Source organism: Mycobacterium sp. HM-7 (assembly GCF_053852335.1).
In genome coordinates this window covers 1,100,514-1,121,514 of sequence record NZ_CM132657.1, presented here as the reverse complement: position 1 = coordinate 1,121,514, position 21,001 = coordinate 1,100,514, and the positions used below count along the sequence as shown (strand labels likewise).

Here is a 21,001-nt window from a genome sequence, read left to right as displayed (position 1 = left end):
TGACTCAATGATTTCTTAATAGCGACCCATAGCCTCATAGACATGTGGATCGACGACACCAACGCAGATGTCATCAAAGTAGATTTCGATGCCCTGTACCACGGGGACGTCCTGATCGAGGGTGACACGTCCGAGCAGTTCCCCGATCTCGCCGAGGCTGTCTGATTCCGCGGGTCCACCCGCGAGTCTGACGCCGCGCCGAGGCGCGACGCCCGTGCACTGAAACCGCGTGCACGTAGGGACTCGCTGGAGTGATCACCAGCGTGAAAGCCACCGACCGACACGGTCGGTGGCTTTTTGTGTGTCTGGATTCAGGCCCCGCTGACGCGACACACACCTACAGACCGAGATCGCGACCGATGACCTCACGCATGATCTCGTTCGAGCCCGCCCAGATCTTGGTGACGCGAGCGTCCTTCCACGCCCGAGCGACCCGGTATTCATTCATGAAGCCGTAGCCGCCGTGGATCTGGACGCAGTTGTCCAAGATTTCGTTCTGCACCACCGAACTCCAGTACTTGGCCTTCGCCGCATCGACGGCGGTCAACTCGCCGCTCAGGTGCGCCACCACGCAGTTGTCGACATAGGCCTGCGCCACATCGAGCTTGGTGACCATGTCAGCGAGAAGGAACTTGTTCCATTGCAGGGAGCCGATGGCTTGGCCGAACGCCTTGCGTTCCTTGGCGTACTCGACGGTGTCTTCCAGAATCCGCCGGACGTGGGCGAGGTTGGCCACCGCAACGCTGATCCGTTCCTGGGGCAGCAGCGTCATCATGTGGATGAAGCCCCGGTCGACCTCACCGATGATCGCCGACTCGTCGACCCGGACGTCTTCGAAGAACAGCTCCGCGGTGTCAGCTTCGGGCTGGCCGACCTTGTCCAGCTTGCGCCCACGCGTGAAGCCCGGCATGCCCGTCTCGACAGCGAACAGGGTGATGCCCTTGGAACCCTTTTCCGGTGCGGTTCGCGAGGCGACGATAACCATGTCGGCCTGGGTCCCATTGGTGATGAACGTCTTCGAACCGTTGATGATGTAACTGGAACCGTCTTTGACCGCGGTTGTCTTCAACGCGGCCAGATCCGATCCACCAGAAGGCTCGGTCATACCGATGGCAGTGATCATCTCGCCGGTGCAGAACCTCGGCAGCCACCGACGCTTCTGTTCCTCGGTGGTCAGCGTGACCAGATATGGTGCGGCACAGTCGTAGTGGATGGTGAATGCCGACGCCGCCGCAGCGCTGGAACGCGAAAGCTCTTCACACAGAACGGTATTGAAGCGGTAGTCCCCGGCGGCGCTGCCGCCGTACTCCTCGGGCACCTCGAGCCCCAGATACCCGTTGCGGCCGGCCTCCAGCCACACCTCGCGGTCGATGTAGCGCTGCTCGATGAATTTGTCTTCATTCGGTTCGATGTGGCGAGAGACGAATTCGCGCACGGAGGCCCGGAAGTCGTCGTGATCTACCTCGAACAAGCTGCGCTGCATATCGAATTCCTTAACGCGGGCCGGGTCGCCTATGGCCAAAAGCTACCTGGCTGCCCCCTGCCGAACGAAGTGAGGGCCGTGACTCCGGTGGAGCCACGGCCCTCAGCGTTCAGACAGCTAGACGGCGGCGAGCTCGGCTTCGCCCGCGCCGACCATCCGGGCCAGACGGCCCGTGATGATGTCCTCGGCTTCCCCGACGATGCGGCTGATCAGCTCGTCGCACGTGGGGATGTCGTGGATCAGCCCCATGACGGTGCCCGCGGTCCAGATGCCGGCGTCAATGTCGCCGTTCTCGAACACCTTGCGGCCACGCACGCCGGCCACCAGATCCTTGACGTCCTCGAACTGGCCGCCGCCCTTGAGGATTTCCACCACCTCACGCGAGACGGCGTTGGACGCCACGCGCGCGGTGTTCTTCAAGCTGCGGAAGATCAGCTCGGTGCCCCGCTCGTCGGTCGCCACGATGGCTTCCTTGACGTTCTCGTGGATGCACGACTCGACGGTGCACATGAAGCGCGTGCCCATGTTGATGCCGTCCGCACCCAGCGCCAGCGCGGCCACCAGTCCGCGCGCGTCACCGAAACCGCCCGAGGCGATCATCGGAATCTCGATCTCCTTGGCGGCGGCCGGGATCAGCACCAGCCCTGGCACGTCGTCCTCGCCGGGGTGACCTGCGCACTCGAAACCGTCGATGCTGATGCCGTCGACACCCAGGCTCTGGGCCTTGACCGCGTGGCGCACCGAGGTGCACTTGTGCAGGACCTTGATGCCGTTGTCGTGGAACATCGGCAGATGCGGCCCGGGGTTGGAGCCTGCGGTCTCGACGATCTTGATGCCCGCGTCGACGATCACCTGGCGGTACTCGTCGTACGGCGGTGGGTTGATCGACGGCAGGATCGTCAGGTTCACACCGAACGGCTTGTCCGTCAGATCGCGGGTCTTGGCGATCTCGTTGGCCAGGTCAGCCGGTGTCGGCTGCGTCAGCGCGGTGATGAAACCGAGGCCGCCCGCATTGGCAACCGCGGCAACCAGTTCCGCGCGGCCGACCCACTGCATACCGCCCTGGGCGATCGGGTGCTCGACGCCGAAGGCCTCGGTGAACTTCGTCTGGATGCTCATCGCTGTTCCTTACTTACCGCGGGGCCATGCGGATCGCGCCATCCAGACGGATGACCTCGCCGTTGAGCATCGGGTTCTCGATGATGTGCTGCGCCAGGAAGCCGTACTCGTCGGGGTCACCCAGACGGGCCGGGTGCGGCACCTGCTGCCCCAGGGACTTCTGCGCCTCCTCGGGCAGCGAGCCCAGCAGCGGGGTCTTGAACAGCCCCGGGGCGATGGTGCACACGCGGATCAGTTCACGCGACAGGTCGCGGGCGATCGGCAGGGTCATGCCGACGACGCCGCCCTTGGACGCCGAGTAGGCGGCCTGCCCGATCTGGCCGTCGAACGCCGCCACCGACGCGGTGTTGATGATGACACCCTTCTCGCCGTTGATTTCGTCGGTCTTGGCGATGCGCTCGGCCGACAGGCGGATGACGTTGAAGGTGCCGATCAGGTTGACCTCGACCACCTTGCGGAAGCCGTCGAGCGGGAACGCGCCGTTCTTGCTCAGTGTCTTGATGGCGTTGCCGATGCCGGCGCAGTTGACGTTGATGCGGAGCGGGCCCATCTCCTCGGCCGCGTCCAGCGCCGCGCTGACGCCGGCCTCGTCGGTGACGTCGGTGGCGACGAACTTGGCGCGCGGGCCCAGCTCGGCGACGACCTCTTCACCCTTGAGGTCGATGACGACGACGCTGCCACCGGCGTCGAGCAGACGCTTGGTGGTCGCCAGGCCGAGGCCTGACGCACCGCCGGTCACGACGGCGACGGAATCTTTGATCTGCATTGATGCAATCCCTTCTTGTTACGGAAACCTGCGGTGGCCTCAGGCCCAGTCGCGAAGCACGGACTCGGTGTCAGAACCGGGCACGCGCGGTGGGGTCGGGGTGGCCGGCACGCTGCGGGAGAACCGCGGCGCCGGCATCGGCTCGAGGTTGCCGCCGTCTTCGGGCGCGAACCGGAAGAAGGTGTCGCGCTCGGTGATGTGCGGTTCGGTCTCGACCTCGGCGAAGCTCAGGACGGGGCTGACGCACGCGTCCGAGCCGGTGAACACCTTGGTCCAGTGGTCCCGGGTCTGCGCCTTGAACGCGGCGGTGAAGGTGTCACGCAGTTCGGCCCAGCGGGCGACGTCGTTCTGGTCGGGCAGCGCGGCCGGGTCGAGTTCCAACTTGGCCAGCAGCTCGGCATAGAACTGTGGCTCGATGGAGCCGACGGCCATGTACTTGCCGTCGGAGGTCTCGTAGGTGTCGTAGTACGGCGCGCCGGTGTCGAGCATGTTGGTGCCGCGCTCGTCGCTCCACATGCCCTGCCTGCGGAAGCTCCACATCATCTGCATCAGCACGCTGGAGCCGTCGACCATGGCGGCGTCGACCACCTGACCCTTGCCGGAGGTCTGCCGCTCGAACAGCGCGGACAGGATGCCGACCAGCAGGAACATCGAGCCACCGCCGAAGTCACCGGCCAGGTTCAGCGGAGGGACCGGGCGCTCGCCCTTGCGGCCGACGGCGTGCAACAGGCCGTTGAGCGAGATGTAGTTGATGTCGTGGCCGGCCTGCAGCGCGCGCGGACCGCTCTGGCCCCAGCCGGTCATGCGGCCGTAGATCAGCTTCTCGTTGACCTTGGCGCAGTCCTCGGGTCCCAGACCCAGACGCTCGGTGACACCCGGGCGGAAGCCTTCGATGAGGACGTCGGCCTTCTTGATCAGGCTCAGGACCAGCTCGCGGCCGTCGTCGCTCTTCAGGTCGGCGGTGACGGATCGGCGGTTGCGCAGCATCGAGTCGCCGCTGGGCTTGCCGGACTTGCTGGGGCGTTCCACCCGCACCACGTCGGCGCCCAGGTCACCGAGGATCATCGCCGCGTGCGGCCCGGGGCCGATGCCGGCCAACTCGACAACGCGCAGTCCCTGCAGTGGTCCAGCCATCTAAATGCACCTCTTGGTCGATCGGTTTGAGCCCAGTTCTATTGACCGCGACATAGCTTACTTGTATAACGAAGTCTGTCTAGTGCGGGCATCTGGCCCGCCCGTGAAACTGGGGTACTGAATGACTTACACCGGATCCGACGATCTGACCGTCTCACTGGACGACGGCGTGTTGTCCGTGACGCTCAACCGGCCGGACACGCTGAACTCGCTGTCGCTGGGAATGCTCGAACTTCTCGGCGATGCGGTACTCCAGGCGGCGACCGACCCCGAGGTCAAGGTGGTCCGCCTCGGCGGCGCCGGTCGGGGCTTCTGCTCCGGTGCGGGCCTGAGCGCCGAGGATCAGGACGCAAAGCAGTTCGACGCGGCAGCGGTCCTGAACGCGGCCAACCGGGCCGTTGCGGCTCTGGTGAACCTACCCAAGCCCGCGGTCGCGGTGGTGCACGGCGTGGCCGCCGGCGTCGGGGTATCCCTGGCCCTCGGGTGCGACATCGTGCTGGCGTCCGAGAAGTCGTCCTTCCTACTGGCCTTCACCAAGATCGGCCTGATGCCCGACGGCGGCGCCTCGGCTCTGGTCGCCGCGTCGATCGGCCGGGCCCGGGCCATGCGGATGGCACTACTGGCCGAGAAGCTGCCCGCCGCCGACGCATACGCCGCCGGGTTGGTCAGCTCGGTGCACGCCGCGGAGGAACTCGATGCCGAAGTGGATCGCGTGCTCGCGGTCCTCAAGTCCGGCCCCGCCGTGGCCCTGCGCAAGACGAAGCAGGCCGTCAACGACGCCACCCTGACCGAGTTGAACAACGCGTTCGCCCGGGAATCCGCCGGGCAGATCCAGCTGTTGCACGCCGCCGACTTCCGGGAGGGCGTCGCGTCGTTCCAGCAGCGGCGGCTGCCCGCCTACTCCGACGTATAGAAGCGCGCGACGTCGCGAGCGTGCCGCTGGATCGCCGGATCCGCAAAATCGGTGATCTGGCTGCACATTCGCGACAGGGCGCCCTTACGTTTCCCATCTAAATCGCTTGACGGGCGCGGGACCATGGACTGGTGAGTTCCCAGTTCGACGTCGACACGCCCGAACCGCGGACCACTGACCGCTGGCGGGTGTTCGCGCCCTTACGTTTCCGCGAATACCGTCTGCTCATCGCGGCCGTCTCACTGTCCATCTTCGCCGAGGGCATGTGGACGGTCGTGGCCGCGCTGCAGGTCATCGCGCTGGACAACGACCCGGCCGCGCTGTCCCTGGTAGCGACCTGCCTGGGTACCGGCCTGGTGTGCTTCGTGTTGGTCGGTGGCATCGCGGCCGACCGGCTGAACCGGCGCAACATCATCATCACCGTCGAGGCCGTCAACCTGGCCGCGGTGACGGCCGTCGCTGTCCTCAGTTCGACTGGGTCACTGCGCATTTGGCACATGGCGGTGGCAGCGACATGCCTGGGCATCGCTGCGGCATTCTTCTTCCCCGCCTACAGTGCACTGCTCCCCCGCATCCTGCCGAGCGAACAACTGTTGGCGGCCAACGGCATTGAGGGCGTGGTGCGGCCCGTCCTCCAGCAGGCGATCGGCCCGGCCGCCGCGGGCGTCCTCGTCGGCCTGACGTTCCCGAGCGTCGGCGCGACGACCGTCGCGGTGTTGTTCGCCGTGGGCCTGGTATTGCTGGTGGCCACCCGGCCCAGCACCGTCCGGTCCGACGAGGAACCGGTCGAGCACAAGCACGTATTGCACGATCTGCGTGACGGTTTCCGGTTCATGACCCGCACCCCGTGGTTGTTGTGGACACTGCTCGTCGCCAGCGTCTACGTGCTGGTGGTGCTGGGACCCATCGAGGTGCTGGTGCCGTTCATCGCCGAACGACGCTTCGAGGACGGCCCGCGTGCCTACGGGTTCATCATGGCCGGCTTCGGCATCGGCAGTGCCGTTGGCGCGCTTGCGGTTTCCGCAGCCCGGATGCCACGGCACTACCTGACCGCGATGATGGCGATCTGGGGCCTGGGCGCGCTACCACTGGTCGTGGTCGGCAGCACGTGGTCATTTCCGGTGATGCTGACCGCGACGTTCCTCGTCGGCATCGGCGAGGGCGCCAGCATGGTGATCTGGGGAACTCTGCTGCAGATGCGGGTACCGACCGAGATGCTGGGCCGGGTGTCGAGTCTCGACTTCTTCGTCTCGCTGGTGTTCCTGCCGGTGTCCTACGCGATCGTCGGCCCACTGTCGAAAATCGTCCCCATGCAATGGATATTCGTGGTGTCCGGCGTGGTGCCGGCGGTGCTGACAGCCTTTGCCTGGGTCATCGCGAAGATGCGCGCCGACGAACTGGCCCACCCCCTGTGATCTGTGCACGATTTTCCGCGCCGGCCGCGGTGTGGTGTCTCGGGACATCGCTGACACTTATGTCTCGGGACATCGCTGACAGTCAGTGTGCGGGTTTGGGTGCGCGGGTGCGGTATGTTCGCGTGGTTTTGTCGCCGGGCTGATAGCGGCGGGTTGGGTCGGCGGTGAGTTCGCGGATCAAGGTGGTGCCGCTGAAGATGGCGATGTGGTCGCCGTCGCGGATGCAGTCGCATTGGTGCCCAGCCCAATACCGGCCGACGTTGATGACGTAGGGCGGCACGAACACCCGACCGGTCGTGTCGTTAACGGTGCCGGTGGTGACAAACACCGGGGCCGGCAAGGGCCGGTCTGCGGGGCGGGCGCGTTCGGTGGCCGCGAAAACCTCTGCCGGAGTGGCTCCGCCGAGCGCTCGATGTGGTCGTTGGTGGTTGTAGCAGTGTCGGAACACCGCGAGCAGATCGTCGAGGTCAGCGACAGTGTCCGGGGTGGGGTGCGCGTGGAGCCACTTTTTGAGGGTCTGCCAGAACCGCTCGATCTTGCCGCACGTCTGCGGGTGATAGGGGGTCGAGTTGATCGTTTTCACTCCCAGGGCCCGCAGGTTCGCCTCGAACGTCGTTTCAAACCCGAGCCGCCGCCCGGTGTACATCAGGCCGTTGTCCGACAACGATATTGACGGAATCCCGCACTCGCTGATACCGGCCAGCATCACCGACCACACCAACTCGCCGGTGCCCGGCCCGGCTGCGGCGGCCAACCCGACCAGGTAGCGGGAATGATCATCCAGACAGCCCGCAATGGCCACCGCCGTGCCGTCCGCCAGTGCCCATTCGGTCCAGTCTGATTGCCAGCAACCGTTCGGGCGATCGAAGACAAACCGTTTGGTCGCTGACTTGGGCCGTTTACGCGGCTGCGGGGTGATCGCACCGTGGCGCGTCAAGATCCGCCAGATCGTGGCCGGTGCGGGCACACCAACATGGCCCTCACGCCGTAGCGCCCAGTGGATCGAGTGTGCGCCGTGGTCGCGGCCGGCTTCCAATAGCTCCTTGCGGCGGCGCAGCACCAGCTCCTCGACCGCGGCCGCGGTCTGCCCGGGACACGACACCGGCCGTCGTGATAGCTCTTCGAGTCCGGTCAGCCCTAGCTGCCCGAACCGCTTGCGCCACTTATAGAACGTCTGTCGACTGATCTGCTGATCCCGGCAGAACGCCGCCACATTCTCGACCTGCCCGGCCAACGCCGTCGCAGCACGAATATCCATCGCCGTCACCTTCTGGGCCATGAACCACGATGGGTCCACACCTCACTCAGGTGTCAGCGATGTCCCGAGACATACATGTGTCAGCGATGTCCCGAAACAAGACACCGCGCCGGCCGCGGAAAATCGTGCACAAATCCCTCGCCTCAGCCGCGGTGCAGCGTGAGCAGGTGCTCGTAAACCTGGCCGTTGATGCGGTTGTGGTTGATCTCGTCCTCGGTCAGCTCGCGCCGGATCTTGCCCGGCACACCGGCGATCATCGTGCCCGGCGGCACCACAAACCCCTGCGGCACAACGGTTCCGGCCGCGACCAGCGAGCCGGCGCCGATCGTCGCGCCGTTGAGCACGATGGCCCCCATGCCGACCAGGGCACCGTCCTCGACGGTGCAGCCGTGCAGGACCGCGTTGTGCCCGACGCTGACGCCCGCGCCGACCTTCACCGGGAAGCCCGGGTCGACGTGCACCGTGCAGCCGTCCTGGATGTTGGAGCCTTCACCGATCTCGATGGGCTCGAACTCGGCACGCAGCGTGGTGCCGTACCAGATGCTGGCCCGCGCGGCGAGCGTCACCTGGCCGAGCACCGAAGCGGTCGGCGCGACCCACGACTCGTCGTGCAGCTGCGGCGCGTGGCCCTGGATGGGAAGAATCAACGGTCCTGACATGGCCACATGGTAGGTCGCACGCCCAGCCGACCCAGAGCGTGGCGCAATCTGTGCGGTTCGTGTCGGTTCCGCCACTGGCCTCTCCTGCCGCCACCGGCCAAAGTGATGCGGTGACGCTCACCTCGACGACAGCGCCGACTCGCGCCGCATGGACGGTGGCCGCCGTCAGTTTCCTGGCCATCCTGGCCGCCGCCGGCTTCCGTGCGGTGCCCGGTGTCCTGATGACGCCTCTGCACCACGAGTTCGGCTGGTCGCACGCCACGGTGGGCCTGGCGATGTCGGTCAACATGACGCTCTTCGGAGTCACTGCTCCGTTCGCGGCCGCACTGATGGACCGGTTCGGGGTCCGGCCGGTGCTGACGGTGGCGCTGGGATTGATCACCGCCGGCTCGGCGCTGTCGATCCGGATGACGACCGGCTGGCAGTTGGTGGCGTGCTGGGGCGTCCTGGTCGGCATCGGCACCGGCTGCATCTCGATGGGCTTCGTCGCGATTGTCGCCACCCGCTGGTTCGACGAACGCCGTGGCTTGGTGACCGGAGTACTGACCGCGGCGAGCGCCACGGGACAACTGATCTTCCTGCCGCTGGTCGCCGAGGTCGCGACCCGTCACGGCTGGCGCTGGGCCTGCCTCATCGTCGCCGCTGCCGCGTTCGCGGTCATCGCGCCCGTCCTCGTCGTCATGCGCCACCATCCGCCGGCCCGGACCGCCGCACCGACGAACGGTTTCCGGTCCGCGCTGGACGGCCTCGTCATCGGCGCGCGGGCGCCGGTATTCTGGCTCCTGGCCGGCAGCTTCGCGATCTGCGGGATGACCACCAACGGACTGATCGGTACCCACTTCATCCCCGCCGCGGGCGACCACGGCATGCCGACGACGGTCGCCGCGGGTCTCCTGGCCACCATCGGCGTCCTCGACGTGGCCGGCACGGTCTGTTCGGGCTGGCTCACCGACCGGGTCGATCCGCGGCTCCTGCTCACCGTCTACTACGTCGGACGCGGCATCTCCCTGATGCTGCTGCCTTCGCTGCTTTCTCCGCACGCCGACCCGGGCACCTGGGTGTTCATCGTCTTCTACGGCCTGGACTGGGTTGCCACGGTGCCGCCCACGATCGCGCTGTGCCGCGACTACTTCGGCGATCGGTCCCCTGTGGTGTTCGGCTGGGTGTTTGCCGCGCATCAAGTCGGCGCGGCGGTCGCAGCGGAGGCGGCCGGCTGGCTGCGCGACCTGCAAGGTAACTATGACCTGGCCTTTCAACTGGCCGCAGGCCTGTGCGCGGTGGCCGCGGCGCTGTGCTTCAGCGTGCGAAAAGTGCAGGTCAGAACCGCCTGACCAAACCGGACCACCGGTAGCTGATTTTGCTGTTTCACGGCGCCAGCCAGTACCATTCGACGGGCGCCACGCCTCGGATGGGGTATCCCCGACCGGTCTGTGTGCGCATCATGAACAGCTGAGGAGCCGAAACATGAAGACTCGCACCAGCAGATTTCTGGGCGTAACCACGGCCGTCGCCGCGTTGACGGCGTCGCTGCCCCTGGCGGTATCCGCCTACGCAGACCCGCCGCCGCTGCCGCCGCCGACCAACAAGACGGTGGACCCGCAGGGCCCCGGCTGCGACAAGGTCAAGGCCGGCATGCCGGACCTGAAGACCTTGGCCAACAAGCCGGTGAGCCAGGCGCTGGCCGCCATTCCGGCGATCAGCACCTTCAACTCGGCGGTGTCCGGTGGCCTGAACCCCGCCGTGAACGTCACCAGCGTGCTGGACAACGGCCCGTACGTGGTGTTCGCGCCCACCAACGAAGCCTTCGCGGCGCTGGACCCGGCCAAGCTCGAGTCCCTGAAGGCCGACCCGGCCGCGCTGACCAGCCTGGACTACTACCACGTGTTCCTGGGCGTACTGGGCAATGACACCGTGAAGGGCCAGCGTCCGACGCAGCAGGGCACCCAGATCAAGGTGACCGGCGACGGCGGCGACATCAAGGTCAACGACACCGCCAAGCTGGTGTGTGGCGCCATCGAGGCGAGCAACGCCCGCATCTACATCATCGACACCGTGCTGGACCTGGCGGAGGCCCCGGCTCCGGTCACCGCAGCGGGTAGCGAGACCGCCACCTCGGCCACGACGGCCACGTCGACCTCCGCAGCGCCGAGCGCCGCCGAGTCGGCTCCGGCGTCGACCTCGGCGACCCCGACCACCACGACGTCTGCCGCGCGGTAGTCAGCAGCCAGACAACCGAAATCGGCGCCCCTGCACCACGTTGTGCAGGGGCGCCGATTGGCTTTTCGGGTGACTACAGACCCAGGTCGCGGCCGATGATGTCCTTCATGATCTCGGTGGTGCCACCGAAGATCGTCTGGATGCGGCTGTCGCAGTAGTCGCGGGCGACGCGGTACTCCATCATGTAGCCGTAGCCACCGTGCAACTGCAGGCAGCCGTCGATGACCTTCTTGGCGGTCTCGGTGCAGAACCACTTGGCCTTCGCCGCCTCGACGGCAGACAGGTCCCCGTCGAGCACGCCCTCCAGGCACCGGTCGATGTAGCGTTCGCACACGTCGAGTTCGGTGTCCATCTCGGCCAGCAGGAACCGGTTGTGCTGGAAATTGCCGATCGACTGCCCAAAGGCCTTGCGGTCCTTGGCGTATTGCAGTGTCTGGCGCCAGCATTCGCGCGCGCCCGCGATCGCCGAGATCGCAATGCCGAGGCGTTCGGACGGCAGGTTCTGCATCAGGTGGTAGAAGCCGCGGCCTTCCTCGCCCAGCAGGTTGGCCTGCGGCACCCGAACGTTCTCGAAGTGCAGCTCCGAGGTGTCCTGCGCGTGCAGGCCCATCTTGTCCAGCTTGCGGCCGCGCTCGAAGCCTTCCATGCCACGCTCGACGACCAGCAGGGTGAAGCCCTTGTGACCCGCTTCGGGATTGGTGCGACACACCACGACGACGAGGTCGCAGTTGATGCCCGACGAGATGAATGTCTTGGAGCCGTTGATGATCCAGTCGTCCCCGTCGCGCACGGCGGAGGTGCGGATGCCCGCCAGGTCGCTGCCGGCACCGGGCTCGGTCATCGCGACGGCAAGGATCAGTTCACCGCTGGCGATGCCCGGCATCCACCGCGCGTTCTGCTCGTCGTTCGCGAGGTGCTTGAAATACGGTGCGACGACGTCGTTCTGGAGACTGAGCGACGGCGCCGGGCCGCCGTAGCGGGCCAGCTCCTCGTCGATCACGGCATTGAAGCGGAAGTCGTCGGACCCACCGCCGCCGAACTCCTCGGGCATGTTGAACCCGATCAGGCCGTACTTTCCGGCGGCGACGAACGCCGACCGGTCGACCATGCGCTGTTCTTCCCACTTCTCGGCATTGGGGACGAGCTCACGCTCGATGTACTGCCGGGTCGATTCCCGCAGTGCCTCATGCTCCGCTTCGAATACTGTCCGCTTCACGATTTCTTCTCCGTCACTTGGCTTTCCATACGGGCTGGCGTTTCTGCGCGAAGGCCAACGGGCCTTCCTTGGCGTCCTCGGACTGCAACAGCGTCACGAACTCGCGGTTGGTGCGCCGCCAGCCGTCCTTCTCGGCGGTCACCACGCCGTCGTCGGCGCCGTACGCCACCCGCTTGCTGGCCTGCACGGCCAGCGGCGCGTTGGAGGTGATCCGTTCCGCCAGTGCCAGCGCCGCGTCGACGACCGTGCCGTCCGGCACTACCTGGTTGATCAGGCCCCAGCGCAGCGCGTCGGCCGAGGTCATGGGATCACCCGTGAACATCAGCTCCAGCGCCACTTTGCGCGGGAGCTGATCGACGATGCGGAACACTCCGCCGGCGCCGGCGATCAGTCCCCGTTTCACTTCCGGCAGACCGAATTTCGCGCTGTCCTCGGCGATCACGAGATCGCTGGCCAGCGCCAGCTCCGTGCCGCCCCCGAGGGCGGTGCCGTTGACCGCCGCGATGGTGGGCTTGTCGATGAAATGGCTGACGTAGCCGGCGAAGCCCCACTCCGTGTGGTCGGGGTGGAAGAGGTTCTCGCCGCGCGAGAGCGCCTTGAGATCCGCACCGGCACAGAACGATTTGTCGCCGGACCCGGTGATCACCACGGCCCGGATCTCGGGGTCGTCCTGCGCCGCCTGCAGTGCGTCGCCGACCCCGATGCTCACCGACTGATTGACGGCGTTGCGGGCCTCGGGCCGGTTGATCGTGATCAGCAGGACGTTCCCCCTGCGTTCGGCAAGAGCACCCGGAGCGATGGCGTCAGAGGTCACAACAGCTCCAGGATGGTCGCGTTGGCCTGGCCGCCGCCCTCACACATGGTCTGGAAACCGTACTGAATGTTGTTGTCCCGCATGTGGTGCAGCAGCGTGGTCATGATGCGCGCACCGGAACCACCGAGCGGGTGGCCGAGGGCGATGGCGCCGCCGTTCGGGTTCAGCCGGCTCTCGTCGGCGCCGATGTCCTTGAGCCACGCCATCGGAACGGGGGCGAAGGCCTCGTTGACCTCGAACACGCCGATGTCGCCGACACTCAGGCCGGACTTGGCCAGCGCCTTCTGCGTGGCGGGGATCGGGGCGCTGAGCATCATCACCGGGTCGGCGCCGGCCAGGACACCCGTGTGCAGGCGAGCAAGGGGCTTGAGCCCCAACTCTTTTGCCTTCTCGGCGGACATGATCAGCAGCGCGGCCGAGCCATCGGAAATCTGCGACGAGTTGCCTGCGTGGATGACGCCGTCTTCCTTGAAGGCCGGCTTGATGGCGGCCATGGACTCGACGGTGCCACCGCGGCGGATGCCGCCGTCCTCGGAGACGATATTGCCGTCCTGGTCCTTGATGGCCACGATCTGGTCCTTGAAGGCGCCCGCATCCTGTGCGGCAGCTGCCTTTTCGTGCGACCGCAGCGAGAACTCGTCGAGCTGCGTGCGGGACAGGCCGCACTTCTCGGCCATCATCTCGGCGCCGGTGCCCTGGTTCGGGGTCTGGTCGTAGCGAGTGCGGAAGGCCTCCGGGTAGGGGTGTCCACCGTTGGCGAGCGACGAGCCCATCGGGGTGCGCGACATCGATTCGACGCCACCGGCGACGACGACGTCGTAGTGGCCGGCGACCACACCGGCGGCGGCGAAGTGCACCGACTGCTGGCTCGAGCCGCACTGGCGGTCGACGGTGACGCCGGGGACGGTCTCGGGCCAGCCGGCGGTCAGCACCGCGGTGCGGGCGATATCCAGCGCCTGCTCGCCGGCCTGCATGACGCAGCCCCAGATCACGTCGTCGACGAGGGCGGGGTCGACGCCGGCGCGCTGCACTAGCGCGTTGAGTACCTGAGCCGACAGCTCGGCCGGGTGCACACCCGACAGGGCGCCGTTGCGCTTGCCGATGGGCGACCGGACCGCCTCGACGATGACTGCTTCAGCCACGGACTTCTCCTTCAACGTTGAATATCGACACGGTATTGACACCCGTAAAGGCGCCCTTATCAGTGAACATAGAACAGTAGGTTTACTAGGTCAACCTACTAGTTGGTAGACAACGCCGATTCGGGAATGCGCAGCGTGCAGCGCCGTACATGGTTTACTGAGTTGCCTAACACGAGGCCAGCGATTCGGTTCAAGGAGGGCCCAGATGGCGCAGACTCCGCCGTTGTCGCCGATGATCGACCCACGTACTGTGCCATCCTCGGCCAGCGGCCCCATCCGCTCCCCCAAAACCGCGGAACTGGTGGCCGGCACTCTGCGCCGCATGGTCGTCGACGGCCAGCTCAAGGAGGGCGACTTCCTGCCCAACGAGGCCGAGCTGATGGCGCACTTCGGGGTCAGCCGCCCGACCCTGCGCGAAGCCGTCCGGGTCCTGGAATCCGAGCGCCTGGTGGAGGTGCGGCGCGGCTCGCGCACCGGGGCCCGCGTCCGCGTGCCCGGACCGGAGATCGTCGCCCGCCCGGCCGGTCTGCTGCTGGAACTGTCCGGCGCGACGATCGCCGACGTGATGACCGCATGGTCGGCCATCGCACCGATCGCGGTGCGGCTGCTGGCCGAGTCCGGCAGCAAGGAAGCGTTCGACGAGCTCGACACCATGCTGGCCGAGTACGTCCCGTCGGGGTACGAGTCCGGCCGCATGGCCGAGACGACAGCCGATTTCTACCGGCGCATGGTCGAGCTGTCCGGCAACGCGACGCTGACCGTCATCACCGGCATGCTGCAGGAGATCACCGTGCGGCACACCGCGTTCGCGATGCGCGAGAACCGCCCGATGTCCAAAGCCGACTACGACATCATGATGCGCTCGCACAAGCGGCTCATGACGCTCATGCGGTCCGGCAACGGCGCCGCCGCCGAGGCGCATTGGCGCAAGCACCTCGACATCGCGAACAGCCTGCTGTTCGCCGGCATGGAGGACGTCAAAGTCCGCGACGTCATGCGCTAGTGACGTCGTAGACCGGCACGTCGTCGGCCCACGGCTGGCGGGTCACCATGTCGCGAACCTTGACGTAGCCGCTCTCGAATTCGCCGGTGGCGGCGTCGACCAGGCGGTACTGCTGCGTCTGCCGGTGGATGGGCTGGGCGTCGAGCATGACGATCCGCACCTCGCCCGGCTCGAACCGGCACCGCTCCTGCAGGGCCGCGACGAGCTGTTCGTTGGACATGTGCCCGTCGCCGAAGTTCCAGCCGATGGCGGTCGAGACGATGCGTTCGCCGTCCGTCAGGGTGTAGTCGTCCTCGTTGTACCCGGCCATCGCGCGGTGGGCGAGCGTGAACAGCGCGCGCCCGTGCGTGTTGAAGGCACGGAACGCGTAGCCCATGTACATCGGGATCTGAGCGGCTTCCTTGCTGCCGTAGAACTTTTCGAGCTGCGCGGCGGGCATGCTGGCGATCGCGACGATGTTCTTCTCGATCTTCTCCGATGCGGACGGCTTGATGCACCACAGCGACGTGTCCCAGTTGCCGGCGTAGTACCGCATGCCGGGCAGGAAAGACACCTTGCGCGGGAACAGGTTTCCGATGACGACGGTGCCCGCGACGACCGCGAACAGGACGACGGGCCACGGCGAGGTCAGGTCCGTGAGGCCGATGTCGGCGTGCCCGACGAACAGGGTCACGACGCAGAACATCATGAAGACGTTCCACTCCAGCGGCACCCCCATCGGGATCGCCGACAGGATGCCGAAGTGGAAGCACAGCATGACGAACGCGGCGATGTAGGTCGGCCAGCCGCCGCCGCTGAAGAACAGCACCACCGGCACGGCACCCTCGATGACGGTGCTGAAGTGCGCCATGAAGCGGGACGGGCGGCCGGGACGCAGGTCATCGGGGAAGTGCTCAAAGAATGCGCGCTTGATGAACTTCGGCCGCAGGACCGGGTTGTTGCTCATCATCGTGGAGATGACGAACGGGAAGTGGTGGTTGAGTTTGGAGGTCGCGGCGCCCAGCCAGATCACCATGCACACGAGCTTGGCGGCGATGATCAGGTCGACGCCGTAACCCGCGAACAGGAACGCGACGGTGAACGAGCCGTACACCTCGCCGCGGGCGGCCAGGAAGATCACCTTGTCCCGCAGGCCGGCCAGCGCGAGGACACTCAGAATCGCCCAGATCTGCCACATCGGGAGCACCCCGACCTGCGCGCCGGGCACGACCGGGCCGGTGCCGTCCGAGCACAACGCCACGACGAGCAGCACCAGCAGTGCGCCGTAGAGCAGCACATCGACCGGCCCGCGGGCGTCCCCCTTGGTCAGCGGGATACGCCCGGGCCACGGTGGCAGACGAATGGTCTTCGGCCGCAGCCAATACAGGATCGAGCCCAGCGGCGGGAAGAAGCGGTTGTTCAGCGGGCCGAACCCGCAGCCGAGGCCGACCACCTCGAACAGCATCGTGTACAGCACGACCTTCTCGAAGACGATCGGCTCGGTCCACCACGCCGCGACGTTCGTGAAGCCGTCGATCCCGTTGGTGGACAACGCGATCAGCCAGCCACCGAGGATGTACAGGCCGATCTTGACGACGTAGAACAGGTGCAGCGCCACCGGGGTGCCGAAGCCCACCTCGGCCCAGTGCCGGGCCATCGGAATGATCCTCTGCGCGCGGGTGCCCTTGCTCCACTCGTCGAAGTCGATGACGGGAGTGTCCTGTTTCAAAAACCCCATGCCCGTCAGACTAGAACGTGTTCTAGTCTGACGGAATCGGATCCCACAGTTGACTCTGCATTCCGGGTGCAAAAGTTCGAGAATCAGCGCCCTGGAAGCCGGGTCAGCGACGAGTGCTCAGACCTTGGCCGGCGGGCGGAAGAAGATCAGCAGCTGCCCGATGCCACCGGCGAGCCCGAGCCCGACGGCAATCGCCAGCCCACACCAGCCATGTAGCAGGTGGTAGAAGCCGGTCTTGTGGAAGAGCAGGCAGTCCAGGCTGTAGCGGCCCGCGCCGGTACCCGCGATCGTCACCGCGGCCACGCCCAGCACCAGGTTGTACTCCCAACCGGACTTCACGATGAAGAAGCCGTTCTCGCGGTGCACGGTCCACGCGGCCACCACCATCAGCGCCACGAAGCCCGCGGCGGGGATCGGCGTCAGGAAGCCGACCGCGAGACCCAGACCGGCGAGAATCTCGGTGCTGGCGGCCAGCCGGGCGTGCAGCATGCCCGGCTTCATGCCGATGCTGTCGAACCAGCCGGCGGTGCCCGGGATCCGGCCGCCACCGAAGAACTTGTTGTACCCGTGCGCGGCCATGGTCAGGCCGAGCACCACCCGCAGCAGCAGGATCGAGAAGGCGTAAGCAGTCACGCGTCGAGACTAAGCCCCGGAGTCGAGAACCGCTGACAACCGTTCCACATACGATTCGACATCCGGTAAGGCCGACGGGGACGCGTGCACGCTGATCGTCACGACGTCGCCGATGCCGTGCACCCCGTGCGTCAAACCCATCATCGGGGACAGCGCCGGGCAGGCGGTGGTCAACGCAACGGGGCACCCACCGAACGTCAGATCGGCCGGACCGCGGTTGACGCTCGACACCACGGTGTTGCCGGTGACCGTCGTCGAGCGCGCATGCGCGTCGAATTGTTCCGTGCCCCAACGCAGCAGTCGCGCCGGCACCGCCGCAGTGGCGGCATCGCTCGCCGCGACCGCGGGATGCTCGAACCGCTGCCGCCGCATGGCGAGTTCCGCCTCGATCTGGACCGCGCGCTCATGAAAGGGCAATTGCGGGTGCAATGCCACGCCCACGTTGCCGTAATGGTTGTAGGCGCGACGGGTACCGCTCTTGGCCATGGGCACCTCGGCCCCGAGCGCGGTGACGCCGCCCAACTCGGCGGCGAGCGCCTCCGAGACGGCCGCCAGGACACCGACCGTCACCGTCGGCCCGGGCAGGTCCGCACGACGGCGGACCACTGTCCGCAATTCGTCGGGCCCCGCCGGCACGTTGTTGGTCGACTGCAACGGCCACGAATCCGCGGGGGCGGCAACAACACCCGACTCCGTGTCCTGCACGAGTCGACGGTGCGCCGCACTGGCCCGCGCAGCCAGGTACGGCAGCGCCCATGACCCCAGGCGCGATTCGACCACTGCCGGCACCTGCTGGTCCCGGCCGAAGATTCGTCCCACGAGTGCCGTCGCGCGCCGCCCGTCGGCGAGGGCATGCGACATCTGCACGACGACGACCGTGCCCGGCCTCGTCGTCTCCGGTATCCCGCTGACGCCGACGAACACGTGCAGGCGCCACGCCCGGACGGTGGCATCGAGCTGGTCACCGGCGGCCACCCCGCGCACGGCGTTCAGACACCCGGACCACGTGGCGTCCTCGAGTTCGTGCACGACGATCTCCGCGGCGTCGCACCGCACCCAGGACGGATAGCGCCAGGACGCCGAATCATCGATGCGTACCAACAACTCTGGACATGCGGCGACATTGCGGCGTACCGCGGCGAGCGCCTCGTCCAGGTCTGCGGGGACACCGTCGAACGCGCAGATCTGAAACATGTCATTGGGGATTTCCGCCGACATCCAGAAACTCTGGGCGTCGGCGGCCGCCATCACACCGGTTCGAACTTGGCGATCAGCCACTGGCCCCCCAGTCGTTCCAGGGTCACCCGCGCGCTCGTCGGAGTGCTGGTCGGCGGCTGGTCACCGACACGGACCGTCTGGTTGACGAACACCAGCACCACCGCATGGTTCTCCTCGACCGACACCGCGGCCGCCGCCGGCACCGACGTCGCCGCGGCGATGTGCCGCTGTTCGGCGCCGGGAATCACCGACTTGGTCAGCGTCGTGTACTCGTCCAGGAACGGGGTGGTGAGCAGTTTGCGCGCGTCGGTCAGTTGTTGACGGACCGTGTCCGGCTCGTACGACAGCAGGGCGGTCGTGCCGTCGCTGGCGACCTTGATCACCGCGGTCCGGTCGGCCTCGTTGCCGTGCCTCGAGGTCAGGTACCACAGGCCGCCGGCCGCGGCCGCGAGCACGACCGCCAGCGCCGGCAGGACCCGGTACGCCGTCACGCGGACCCAGTCAACGCCGCCGGCCTTTCGCCGTTTCGGTTGCGGCGCAGCAACATTGACCGCAGGCTCGGCTTCGGCCGGCTCTTCGGGCTCGTCAATCCCGTGCTTGCTCATTGGATCGGCTCCACCTTCGACACCTTGGCGCTGTCGCCCACCTTCTGCATCGTCAGGCGCACGCGCCAGTAGCGGTCGCGTTGCGGCGGCCCGTTGCCGACCTCGGTGTGCACCTTCACCGCGACCAGCACCGTGCCACTGGTGTCGGTCGCCGAGTCCACGCCGGCCTCGGTGACCGTGCCGACCGATACCGACTGCTGCTGTTTCACCGAGTCCACGACGGCCGGCGAGCGCAGCTTGAAGTCATCGAAAAAGGCGCCGGTCGAGGCGTCCAGCGCCCGCTTGATGTCCTCGTCGACGTGCCGGTAATCGATGGTCGTGAGATTCACCGCGACCTGTTTCCCGGCAGTCAGATACATCTCGTGCAGGGCATCGTCACGACGCAGCTGCAGCTCGCGCTGACCGAGCCACGTCACCACCGCGCCCAGCGCGCCAACCACCAGCACTCCGACGACGAGCGCCACGATCACGCGGCTATCGCGTTTGGGCGCAGCCGGTTTCAGGAAAGCGAGGGCCTCCTCGTCCGAAATGGCCGGTTTCTCGTCGGCGGCATCGGGAGTCACGTCCGGGGCGTCCGCGTGTTCGTCGTCCACCTCGTCGGGATCCCTGTGCCGCCCGTGCTCGTCAGCCATATGCCTTCCTCTCGCCGCGCGCCCGGCCTGGGCGGCGACACCTCGGCCGAGTCTAGAGACCACGGGGTTACGAGGGTCATGTTCGGTTCAGTTAGCACAGCTCGGTAACGTGCAGGAGAAGTGACGAGAGGATTCCCCAGTGAGCACCGACGAACGCACTTCCCCGGCCGATGACGGCAGCAGTCCACAGACGGTGCGATTCCGCGGTATCGACGAGCTGGCCCTGGCCGCCGACGAGTGGAACCGCGACGCGGACATCGCTGCGGACAAGCCCACCATCCTGATGCTGCATGGCGGTGGTCAGAATCGGCACTCCTGGAAGAACACCGGCCATATTCTCGCGGACGCCGGCTTCCACGTCGTCGCGCTGGACAGCCGCGGGCACGGGGACAGCGACCGCTCCCCCACCGCGAACTACTCGCTCGAGACGCTGACCGGTGACACGCTGCAGGTGATCTACCAGATCGGCCGGCCGGTGGCCCTGATCGGCGCCAGCATGGGCGGCCTGACCAGTCTGCCGGTCGCGCACGAGGCCGGTCCCGAACTGGTCACCAAGCTGGTCCTGGTCGACGTCGTACCGCGGTTCGAGAAGAGTGGCAGCGCACGAATCCGCGACTTCATGTTCAGCGGCATCGACGGCTTCACCTCGCTCGAACAGGCCGCCGACGCCGTCGCGGCGTACCTGCCGCACCGCGCCCGACCACGCAGCGTCGAAGGGCTCAAGAAGAACCTGCGGCTGCGCGACGGCAAGTGGTTCTGGCACTGGGACCCGGCATTCCTCACCGCCCCGGGCGACGACCCGTTCGAGCGTGCCGAGATGCTCGAGCACGCGGCGATCAACCTGCAGATCCCGATCCTGCTGATCCGCGGCAAGCTCTCCGACGTCGTCAGCACCGAAGGCGTGCAGGACTTCCTGCAGAAGGTCCCCGGCGCGCAGTTCGTCGAATTGTCCGACGCCGGGCACACCGCAGCCGGTGACGACAATGACGCGTTCACCGACGCGGTGGTGCAGTTCGTTCGTCAATGAGCCGATCGCGGGCCATCGCCTCGATACTTG

General features: G+C 66.8%; 21 protein-coding genes. 7 read left to right on the top strand and 14 right to left on the bottom strand.

Features of this window, described 5'->3' with window-relative positions:
• Positions 1-42 precede the first annotated feature (42 nt).
• Positions 43-165 carry a hypothetical protein gene (locus ACWW1C_RS05465; RefSeq protein ID WP_020099274.1) on the top strand — a complete coding sequence of 41 codons (123 nt, stop codon included), beginning with the start codon at positions 43-45 and terminating at the stop codon, positions 163-165.
• 172 nt (positions 166-337) lie between these two features.
• Here ACWW1C_RS05465 and ACWW1C_RS05460 read toward each other — a convergent pair whose 3' ends face one another.
• The 4 genes from ACWW1C_RS05460 to ACWW1C_RS05445 form a co-directional block, all read right to left on the bottom strand.
• Positions 338-1,483, bottom strand: coding sequence for an acyl-CoA dehydrogenase family protein (locus ACWW1C_RS05460; RefSeq protein WP_455982498.1), 1,146 nt, complete (start codon positions 1,481-1,483; stop codon positions 338-340).
• Positions 1,484-1,600: 117 nt separating this feature from the next.
• A complete protein-coding gene (locus ACWW1C_RS05455; RefSeq protein WP_455982497.1) occupies positions 1,601-2,602 on the bottom strand; it encodes an NAD(P)H-dependent flavin oxidoreductase in 1,002 nt (333 codons plus the stop codon).
• 13 nt (positions 2,603-2,615) lie between these two features.
• A complete protein-coding gene (locus ACWW1C_RS05450) occupies positions 2,616-3,368 on the bottom strand; it encodes a 3-hydroxyacyl-CoA dehydrogenase (protein ID WP_455982496.1) in 753 nt (250 codons plus the stop codon).
• A gap of 39 nt (positions 3,369-3,407) precedes the next feature.
• Complete coding sequence (locus ACWW1C_RS05445; RefSeq protein ID WP_455982495.1) at positions 3,408-4,502, bottom strand: CaiB/BaiF CoA transferase family protein; 1,095 nt, start codon at positions 4,500-4,502, stop codon at positions 3,408-3,410.
• A gap of 121 nt (positions 4,503-4,623) precedes the next feature.
• Here ACWW1C_RS05445 and ACWW1C_RS05440 point away from each other — a divergent pair, with 121 nt between their 5' ends.
• A complete protein-coding gene (locus tag ACWW1C_RS05440) occupies positions 4,624-5,415 on the top strand; it encodes an enoyl-CoA hydratase (RefSeq protein ID WP_455982494.1) in 792 nt (263 codons plus the stop codon).
• A gap of 131 nt (positions 5,416-5,546) precedes the next feature.
• The gene (tet(V), locus tag ACWW1C_RS05435) at positions 5,547-6,830 is read left to right on the top strand and encodes a tetracycline efflux MFS transporter Tet(V) (protein ID WP_455982493.1); all 1,284 of its coding nucleotides are present in this window, start codon (positions 5,547-5,549) and stop codon (positions 6,828-6,830) included.
• 82 nt (positions 6,831-6,912) lie between these two features.
• Here the strand turns inward: tet(V) and ACWW1C_RS05430 are convergent, their stop codons facing one another.
• Positions 6,913-8,109, bottom strand: coding sequence for an integrase core domain-containing protein (locus ACWW1C_RS05430; RefSeq protein WP_455984156.1), 1,197 nt, complete (start codon positions 8,107-8,109; stop codon positions 6,913-6,915).
• A 122-nt stretch (positions 8,110-8,231) separates the two neighbouring features.
• On the bottom strand, positions 8,232-8,747 hold the full coding sequence (locus ACWW1C_RS05425) for a gamma carbonic anhydrase family protein (protein ID WP_020099267.1): 516 nt from the start codon (positions 8,745-8,747) through the stop codon (positions 8,232-8,234).
• Between the two features lie 110 nt (positions 8,748-8,857).
• On the opposite strand from ACWW1C_RS05425, the gene ACWW1C_RS05420 reads away from it, so the two are divergent.
• Complete coding sequence (locus ACWW1C_RS05420; protein WP_455984155.1) at positions 8,858-10,078, top strand: MFS transporter; 1,221 nt, start codon at positions 8,858-8,860, stop codon at positions 10,076-10,078.
• Between the two features lie 133 nt (positions 10,079-10,211).
• On the top strand, positions 10,212-10,964 hold the full coding sequence (locus ACWW1C_RS05415; protein WP_455982492.1) for a fasciclin domain-containing protein: 753 nt from the start codon (positions 10,212-10,214) through the stop codon (positions 10,962-10,964).
• Between the two features lie 73 nt (positions 10,965-11,037).
• Here the strand turns inward: ACWW1C_RS05415 and ACWW1C_RS05410 are convergent, their stop codons facing one another.
• The 3 genes from ACWW1C_RS05410 to ACWW1C_RS05400 are packed head-to-tail and all read right to left on the bottom strand — an operon-like array spanning position 11,038 to position 14,136.
• A complete protein-coding gene (locus ACWW1C_RS05410) occupies positions 11,038-12,180 on the bottom strand; it encodes an acyl-CoA dehydrogenase family protein (RefSeq protein WP_455982491.1) in 1,143 nt (380 codons plus the stop codon).
• Between the two features lie 13 nt (positions 12,181-12,193).
• Positions 12,194-12,994: a crotonase/enoyl-CoA hydratase family protein gene (locus ACWW1C_RS05405; protein ID WP_455982490.1), complete on the bottom strand. Its 801-nt coding sequence runs from the start codon at positions 12,992-12,994 to the stop codon at positions 12,194-12,196.
• A complete protein-coding gene (locus ACWW1C_RS05400) occupies positions 12,991-14,136 on the bottom strand; it encodes a thiolase family protein (RefSeq protein ID WP_455982489.1) in 1,146 nt (381 codons plus the stop codon). The genes ACWW1C_RS05405 and ACWW1C_RS05400 overlap by 4 nt, the downstream gene beginning before the upstream one ends.
• A 205-nt stretch (positions 14,137-14,341) precedes the next feature.
• Between ACWW1C_RS05400 and ACWW1C_RS05395 the strand changes: the two genes are divergently transcribed.
• Positions 14,342-15,139 (top strand): FadR/GntR family transcriptional regulator, encoded by a 798-nt coding sequence (locus ACWW1C_RS05395; RefSeq protein WP_455982488.1) that lies wholly within the window; start codon positions 14,342-14,344, stop codon positions 15,137-15,139.
• Here the strand turns inward: ACWW1C_RS05395 and ACWW1C_RS05390 are convergent.
• From ACWW1C_RS05390 to ACWW1C_RS05370, 5 genes are all read right to left on the bottom strand, one after another.
• Positions 15,129-16,856 carry a DUF3556 domain-containing protein gene (locus ACWW1C_RS05390; RefSeq protein WP_455982487.1) on the bottom strand — a complete coding sequence of 576 codons (1,728 nt, stop codon included), beginning with the start codon at positions 16,854-16,856 and terminating at the stop codon, positions 15,129-15,131. The two genes, ACWW1C_RS05395 and ACWW1C_RS05390, sit on opposite strands and share 11 nt — an antisense overlap.
• Before the next feature lie 117 nt (positions 16,857-16,973).
• Positions 16,974-17,435: a DoxX family protein gene (locus tag ACWW1C_RS05385; RefSeq protein ID WP_455984154.1), complete on the bottom strand. Its 462-nt coding sequence runs from the start codon at positions 17,433-17,435 to the stop codon at positions 16,974-16,976.
• Positions 17,436-17,498: 63 nt separating this feature from the next.
• Entirely contained in the window at positions 17,499-18,737 is a 1,239-nt protein-coding gene (locus ACWW1C_RS05380) for a WS/DGAT domain-containing protein (protein WP_455984153.1), read from the bottom strand.
• On the bottom strand, positions 18,737-19,312 hold the full coding sequence (locus tag ACWW1C_RS05375; RefSeq protein WP_455982486.1) for a hypothetical protein: 576 nt from the start codon (positions 19,310-19,312) through the stop codon (positions 18,737-18,739). The genes ACWW1C_RS05380 and ACWW1C_RS05375 overlap by 1 nt, the downstream gene beginning before the upstream one ends.
• Positions 19,309-19,944 carry an Mce protein gene (locus tag ACWW1C_RS05370; RefSeq protein ID WP_455982485.1) on the bottom strand — a complete coding sequence of 212 codons (636 nt, stop codon included), beginning with the start codon at positions 19,942-19,944 and terminating at the stop codon, positions 19,309-19,311. The genes ACWW1C_RS05375 and ACWW1C_RS05370 overlap by 4 nt, the downstream gene beginning before the upstream one ends.
• A gap of 139 nt (positions 19,945-20,083) precedes the next feature.
• Between ACWW1C_RS05370 and ACWW1C_RS05365 the strand changes: the two genes are divergently transcribed.
• Entirely contained in the window at positions 20,084-20,971 is an 888-nt protein-coding gene (locus tag ACWW1C_RS05365; RefSeq protein ID WP_455982484.1) for an alpha/beta fold hydrolase, read from the top strand.
• The last annotated feature ends 30 nt before the right edge of the window (positions 20,972-21,001 follow it).

What these genes read in the sequence shown, in the direction of transcription:
- ACWW1C_RS05465 (WP_020099274.1), top strand. Translation starts at nt 43, where the DNA reads ATGTGGATCGACGACACCAACGCAGATGTCATCAAAGTAGATTTCGAT.
- ACWW1C_RS05460 (WP_455982498.1), bottom strand. Translation starts at nt 1,483, where the DNA reads ATGCAGCGCAGCTTGTTCGAGGTAGATCACGACGACTTCCGGGCCTCC.
- ACWW1C_RS05455 (WP_455982497.1), bottom strand. Translation starts at nt 2,602, where the DNA reads ATGAGCATCCAGACGAAGTTCACCGAGGCCTTCGGCGTCGAGCACCCG.
- ACWW1C_RS05450 (WP_455982496.1), bottom strand. Translation starts at nt 3,368, where the DNA reads ATGCAGATCAAAGATTCCGTCGCCGTCGTGACCGGCGGTGCGTCAGGC.
- ACWW1C_RS05445 (WP_455982495.1), bottom strand. Translation starts at nt 4,502, where the DNA reads ATGGCTGGACCACTGCAGGGACTGCGCGTTGTCGAGTTGGCCGGCATC.
- ACWW1C_RS05440 (WP_455982494.1), top strand. Translation starts at nt 4,624, where the DNA reads ATGACTTACACCGGATCCGACGATCTGACCGTCTCACTGGACGACGGC.
- ACWW1C_RS05430 (WP_455984156.1), bottom strand. Translation starts at nt 8,109, where the DNA reads ATGGCCCAGAAGGTGACGGCGATGGATATTCGTGCTGCGACGGCGTTG.
- ACWW1C_RS05425 (WP_020099267.1), bottom strand. Translation starts at nt 8,747, where the DNA reads ATGTCAGGACCGTTGATTCTTCCCATCCAGGGCCACGCGCCGCAGCTG.
- ACWW1C_RS05415 (WP_455982492.1), top strand. Translation starts at nt 10,212, where the DNA reads ATGAAGACTCGCACCAGCAGATTTCTGGGCGTAACCACGGCCGTCGCC.
- ACWW1C_RS05395 (WP_455982488.1), top strand. Translation starts at nt 14,342, where the DNA reads ATGGCGCAGACTCCGCCGTTGTCGCCGATGATCGACCCACGTACTGTG.
- ACWW1C_RS05390 (WP_455982487.1), bottom strand. Translation starts at nt 16,856, where the DNA reads ATGGGGTTTTTGAAACAGGACACTCCCGTCATCGACTTCGACGAGTGG.
- ACWW1C_RS05385 (WP_455984154.1), bottom strand. Translation starts at nt 17,435, where the DNA reads ATGGCCGCGCACGGGTACAACAAGTTCTTCGGTGGCGGCCGGATCCCG.
- ACWW1C_RS05380 (WP_455984153.1), bottom strand. Translation starts at nt 18,737, where the DNA reads ATGGCGGCCGCCGACGCCCAGAGTTTCTGGATGTCGGCGGAAATCCCC.
- ACWW1C_RS05375 (WP_455982486.1), bottom strand. Translation starts at nt 19,312, where the DNA reads ATGAGCAAGCACGGGATTGACGAGCCCGAAGAGCCGGCCGAAGCCGAG.
- ACWW1C_RS05370 (WP_455982485.1), bottom strand. Translation starts at nt 19,944, where the DNA reads ATGGCTGACGAGCACGGGCGGCACAGGGATCCCGACGAGGTGGACGAC.